The sequence below is a fragment of the uncultured Gimesia sp. genome (assembly GCF_937910335.1).
Taxonomy (GTDB): Bacteria; Planctomycetota; Planctomycetia; order Planctomycetales; family Planctomycetaceae; genus Gimesia.
In genome coordinates this window covers 1-6,260 of the sequence record NZ_CALEMX010000019.1, presented here as the reverse complement: position 1 = coordinate 6,260, position 6,260 = coordinate 1, and the positions used below count along the sequence as shown (strand labels likewise).

Sequence of the window (6,260 nt, the reverse complement as noted above, 5' to 3'; positions counted from 1 at the left end):
TCATCCAGCTTTTCTTTGATTATTGGCGAGTAGTCTGTGTAATCTGCATACATAGTAACCACATTATGCTTTTTGATCAGCTCAAGCGTTTCCTCAGTATTTAAAGCATACTTTTCATTTGTTTTACATGTCAGGCACCATTCAGCGGAAAAGTCGATTAGCACTGTTTTGTTTTCAGATCTCAATTGATTCAATTCTGTCACATTGAAGGGAACCCATGGCAATTCATACTCTGACTTCTGGCTCGTTTCGTAACCAAACAGACAAATACCCGTTGTTAAAAGTAGCGCGGATGCACGCACAATCATCTTTTTTTGTTTTGATGAGTTGTGCTCGTAAAGACTGCCAATCATCCAAAGGCCTGTTGTGATTCCCAACAACATGATCAACACGGGAATTGTCAGCGATTCGTCCATTGTGGAAATGATAAAGATCACAGCACCCATGAGTACAATGCCCGAGAACTCTTTGAATCGCACCATCCACATGCCCGGCTTGGGTAGATAAGAGATGGCTTTCGGGAACACACTGAAGAGCAGGTATGGCGATGCCATTCCCAGCCCCATTACTATCCAGACGAGATAGGTAATGTCCGGTGTCTGACTGACTGACCAGGCAAGAACCGGTCCCAGGAAGGGGCCACTACAGGGAGTGGCCAGCAGGGTTGCCAGGATTCCTGTCAGAAATGCACCTGTTAATCCTTCTTTCTGTTGTCCGCCGGCAGCAGAACCGATAACCCCCGGTACAGAAATTTCGAAAACGCCCAGCATGCTCAGCCCCATCGCATACACGATACAGGCCATGACTACATTGAACTTTGTACTTTGAAATAAACCACCCCAACCCAGTCCGGCAAAGACAGCCAGAGAAGCCAGAGCAATAAATACTGCAACTACTCCCAGTGAGTAGAAAATATTTAACAGGAAGATCCGCATCCGGCTTTCGCCAGCCTGTTGCACGAAACTCATGACTTTGATGGCAACTACTGGCAGTACACAGGGCATCACATTCAGAATCAGTCCGCCCAGAAAGGCGAAAAAGAGATTGAGAGCGAGCGAACGGTTATCCGCAACGGTATTAGAATCAAATTGCCTATCATCGTCGCTACCACCCTTCAATTCTTCGATCGAAGACAGGGCAACCGGTGTGGCATTTGTCAAATTCCCCAACTCGAATTCCACCGGCATCGGTCGTCGGCAGCTCACTTCGTTACAGAGTTGATAAGTTAGTTTGCCTTCCACACCAATTTCACTGGCTCCCGGAATCCGCTCAAAGACACGTGACCAGACCACTTTGTTGTAATGTGTGCGTGGTTTTTTATCTTCATGTGTTTCCACTGTTGGCTCTGGTGTGACTGAGAACTGCTTCGAGACAGGTTTTAATCCCTCCAGTTTGAAAAGTTCGATATGCGTCGGCAGCCCTACTTGTGTTTTGTCGTGATCCAATGCAAACGTATGAAAATCCTTCTCCAGGGTCATCGTGATCGAAAGCCGTACAAGATTAGCAGCTTTTTTTAAAGGAGCTAAATCAAACGTCAGTTCTACCGGATCGGGTCCTAAGCGGCGTTTGGGAATCGTTGTGAACGAAAGGGGGGCACTTTCTTTTTTGCCCGACAGAGAAGCCGTGAAAGCAAACTGTAAAGGGACACAGCTTTTCGCGTCACATACCTGATAGAGCATTTGTCCTTTAAGCAGAACCTCCGAGAGGTTTTTTACATCTTTATTTACTTCGAAACGGCGATTCCAGATTACATGTTTTGAATATTTTTCGACTTCCTGTCCGAACAGGGGTTCAAAGACTGTTTTCGGTGGATGGTCGGCATTGAAGTGTTTATCGACAGCCGTCAAACCTTGGGATTCTTCAATCACAAACTTGGTCGCACCGCCGAATGTTGGGTTGGTTGAGTATGTATAGGAGCCTTCCGGTAAGATCATTGCCAGAGAAAGTGTCACCGTATCGCCGGCTTTGGCATCCTGAGGCAGGAGGCTCACACTGATTTCCGCCTTCGGCGCAGCTGCACCTCCCGAAGCGTTCTTCTGGCCAAATAGATCTGTCAGAGAACTCTTTTGGGCTTGCAAATCGACTGATAAGCAGACTAAGGCTGCAAATAGTGTTATGAAGACGGCTAAATAGCGACGAGTTTTCAAAGCGAAACCCTTTTAAACACTCAGAAATAAAACAAATTGGCTCGTGAGCCACGCTTATAATTATATCGGTTTCAGGACTGTTTTCTTCTGTGAACTATGTCACATTTCCTGAGCGATTCTTACGAATATTAGATTTTTACGTCAAGATTGACAACCGGTGACTGACATTCTTCTGAAAAGTGACCCTTTGGTCCAGTTTAGGGTTTCTCAGAGAGTTTGTCCCCCTTATTATAGGGGCAGGGAATCTTTCAGCGTCCCCGTTTCCTAAGATTAATAATAACCCATAAGTGAATTTTGATCAATTGTAGTTTGGGAACCATGATAACGCGTTGTATTGCACTCTGCCTTTTAATGAGTTCACTTCTGGTCAACATGACGGCAAGACTGAGCGCGCACGAACCTTTGGTGGCATTAAAGCCGCATGAAATGGTCAAAGAGATTGAGTTTCGGGACCCCATTCCGTACGGATTGAAACCGGTGGAATATGGTTTGGGGGAATTGACTGACCCGGTCTCTATGCTGAATCAAAAGTTGAGTGCAGGCACATTAAACCTTCAGCACGATTCGGAATGGGGCTATTTACGCGAGGTCTTAAAGTATCTGAAGATCCCGGAAAGCTCTCAGTTGATGGTGTACTCGAAAACAGCCCTCAATCCACGTCTGATAAAACCGACCAATCCCCGTGTCGTTTATTTTAACGATGATCTTTATCTGGGTTGGGTTCCCGGTGCGACTGCGATGGAACTGGCCTCTGTTGATCCGCTCAAAGGTACGATTTTCTTCGAGTTACAGGCTAAGCCGACAGCGAAACCGCAGTTTATTCGATCGGATCGTTGTCTCTCCTGTCATGCCGGTGGTTCCAGTTTGCGAGTACCCGGCTTGCTGGTTCGTTCTTTCTTAACCGATTTACATGGCCGCCCGATTTCCGGGTATTCCCAGATCTCTCATGATAAACCGTTAGAAAAACGCTGGGGAGGCTGGTACGTGACAGGTACGCATGGAGAGATGGTGCATTTAGGTAATGTATTTGGAAAAGAAGCGATTGAAGAATCAAAGGCCAATCCCGCGTATCTGACGAATCTGAAACAGATCGACCAGTTTGTTGATACCTCCAAGTATTTGAATCCGCATTCCGATCTTGTGGCGCACCTGATACTGGATCATCAGGTTCACGGCCATAATTTAATCACCCGTGTCAGTATGGAAGAGCAGTTGCGTTTAAAATCTGATGTCGAAGATCGCCTGTTGCGATATCTGTTGTTTCTGGACGAAGCGGAACTAGCAGGTCCTCTCAAAGGGACGACCACGTACCAGAGCTGGTTTGAAGAGCAGGGGAAACGTGATTCCTTGGGACGCTCATTGAAAGACTTTGATCTGAAAACAAGACTGTTCCGTCATCGTCTGAGTTATCTGATTTACACAGACAGCTTCAACAAGATGCCACCGTCTGCCCGACTGAGGATTTTACGGGAAATTTATGCATTTATGAATGCAACAGACTCGGAACTCAAGCAGGAATGGGATGTCAGTCCTGAGGATTTTCCCTTGCAGGAACGTCAGGCGATTGTACAAATCGTTGCAGGAACCCTGCCAGATTGCCCGGAATTCTGGAAAACTCCCACCCGGGCAGAATGAACTTTGCATTCAATAGCCCCCAATATTCTTCAGTGAAGTTCAAAAAGAGGGCATTGCCTTACATGGTATTCAAGCACTATGATATCAGTCGTGTTAACGTGATTTCGTTGCCTGGTATTGACACCTGTTTGGTTCACTGATCGGGTTTTTTCATATCATAGAACCAACATGAGGTACGATGTTTCTTTTCAACAAAACGAGATGTCCCGTGAATCGACTTTGGTTTTTGATGCTCTGTTTCGTATTCGGGGTCATAAGCGTTTTGACCCCCAGTCAGGCAGCTGAAGAGTTTTCCGGACTCAAAGTTCCGGAAGGTTTTCGGGCGACACTGTATGCCGACGATGATCTGGCGCACGATATCTATTCCATGACCATCGATTCTCTAGGAAGAGTTGTTGTATCCGGACCGGGTTATGTGCGCATTCTGATTGATGCGGACCAGGATGGCGTTGCGGAATCTTATCAGCAATTTGCAGATGGTCCCAAGACTGGCGCGCAAGGCATGTACTTTCTCGGCAGGGATCTGCTCTGCACCGGTGATGCCGGTCTGATTCGTTATCGAGATCAGAATGCCGACGATCGGGCGGATGGGAAACCGGATGTCTTTTTACAGACAAAAACGGGAGGCGAACACAATACGCATTCGATTCAGAAAGGCCCGGATGGTTGGTGGTATCTGTTACTGGGAAACACGGCGGGTATTAATGAAAAATACATCACGCGCAAGACATCACCCGTTAAGAAACCTTATGCCGGCACGCTGATGCGGTTGAGTCCTGATCTGACTCAAGGCGAAGTCATCGCCGACGGCTTTCGGAATGCCTACGATTTTTCCTTCTCACCAAACGGTGATGTATTCACTTATGACAGTGATGGCGAACGTGATATTTCACTACCCTGGTATCGACCGACGCGTGTGTTTCATGTTCTTCCCGGTTCGAATGCTGGCTGGAGGAGTCGCAGTTGGAAACGCCCGGATCTGTTTTTTGACATGCCTCCAGTGATCGCGGCTTTTCATCGTGGTTCACCGACCGGTGTGGCTTCCTACCAGCATCGGCAGTTTCCGACAGCCTATCAGGGGGCATTGTTTGTTGCCGATTGGACGTTTGGCCGCGTGCATGCGATTCCACTTGAGGATTATGACAGCACTTATTCCAGCGAGCCCCGTGAATTCATCACGGGTATTGGACAGTTTGGATTTGCGCCGACCGACTTGGATGTTGGCTCCGATGGCAGTCTTTATGTCAGTGTGGGCGGACGTGGAACGAGAGGCAGTGTCTTTCGCATTGAATACACGGGACCCGTTGAAGCACAAAAACCAGACTTGAAAGCACCCTCATTCTCTCCGAAAGAAAATGATTCCACCGAAACTTTGCAAACACTGACAGATTGTCTGTCAGCGCCCCAGCCTCTCAGTAGCTGGTCGCGCCAAGCATGGCTTCCACAAGTGAAATCATTGGAGCCTGCCGACTTTTTTCGGGCAACGCTAGATCGTACGCGTCCCGTAGCGCAACGCATTCGTGCGATTGAAATTGTCACGGAAGTACTGGGCGGATTCCCGGATCGAATTGCGGAACAACTGATTCTGGAGAAATCCAAGCGAGTCCGTGCACGATTGGCATGGTCATTAGGCTATCAAAGTCAGTCCGAAACATTAGCCGAACTGTTAAACGCGCTGCTCAAGGATGAATCTCCTCTGGTAGCTCGTTTTGCATTACAGGCCTTCCTGCAACAGGGCGATCAGATTGATCAGACAACATGTCTTTCCGGTTTGCAGAAAACACTGGGGGCAAGTCAGCGTTATGTCAGACAATCGGCGGCCCGCGCTGCTGCTACATTAAACGCAGAAGATTTTAAAACGCTTTCTTCCCGAGTGAGTGCTGATGAAGGCGCTGCTCAGATTTCACTTGCGTATGCCAGTATTCTCAAGCAGGAGGGCGTAATCCCTTTGGCCGTGCGCACGGGAATCAGTGTGTTTGAAGGCGACTATCAAACGGATCTGCGTCTGGATGCGCTGCGGTTGATTCAGCTGGGGCTCGGCGATATGGGTCCACCTACAAAGATGTCAGCGGTTTTTGACGGATATGCCAACAGCGTGGACCTGACGGAATTCGAACGTCATCTGGATCCGATTCGAATTCGACTCATGGAAGCGTTTCCCAGCAGTCATGAAATTCTGGATTACGAACTGGCCCGCGTCCTCTCGATGCTCACGCCCTACAATCCAAAATTATTGGATCGGATTCTCGCAAAAATAACCAAAGATTCCGATCCGGTATCTGATCTGCATTATTTGATTGTCGCTGCCCGTATTCCCAGTGATCGCAGTAGAGAACAGTCAAAAAAAATTGCCAGCGCGCTGGTACATATTGATGCAAAATTACTTCAACTAAAACTTCCACAGGATACAAACTGGGACGACCGTTTTAACCCGCATTTCCCAGATGACTTCCCTCGCTTTGGCACGTAATTTGCGCC

Annotated in this window: 3 protein-coding genes; 2 read left to right on the top strand and 1 reads right to left on the bottom strand. The window is 47.8% G+C overall.

Annotated features, from left to right (window positions below; genetic code table 11):
• Positions 1-2,147, bottom strand: a 2,147-nt coding sequence (locus Q0668_RS00770; protein ID WP_298858952.1) for a cytochrome c biogenesis protein CcdA, incomplete at its 3' end; no start/stop codon positions are given.
• Positions 2,148-2,465: 318 nt separating this feature from the next.
• Between Q0668_RS00770 and Q0668_RS00765 the strand changes: the two genes are divergently transcribed.
• On the top strand, positions 2,466-3,782 hold the full coding sequence (locus Q0668_RS00765) for a hypothetical protein (protein WP_298858950.1): 1,317 nt from the start codon (positions 2,466-2,468) through the stop codon (positions 3,780-3,782).
• Between the two features lie 208 nt (positions 3,783-3,990).
• Positions 3,991-6,252 carry a PVC-type heme-binding CxxCH protein gene (locus tag Q0668_RS00760; RefSeq protein WP_298858948.1) on the top strand — a complete coding sequence of 754 codons (2,262 nt, stop codon included), beginning with the start codon at positions 3,991-3,993 and terminating at the stop codon, positions 6,250-6,252.
• Positions 6,253-6,260 lie beyond the last annotated feature (8 nt).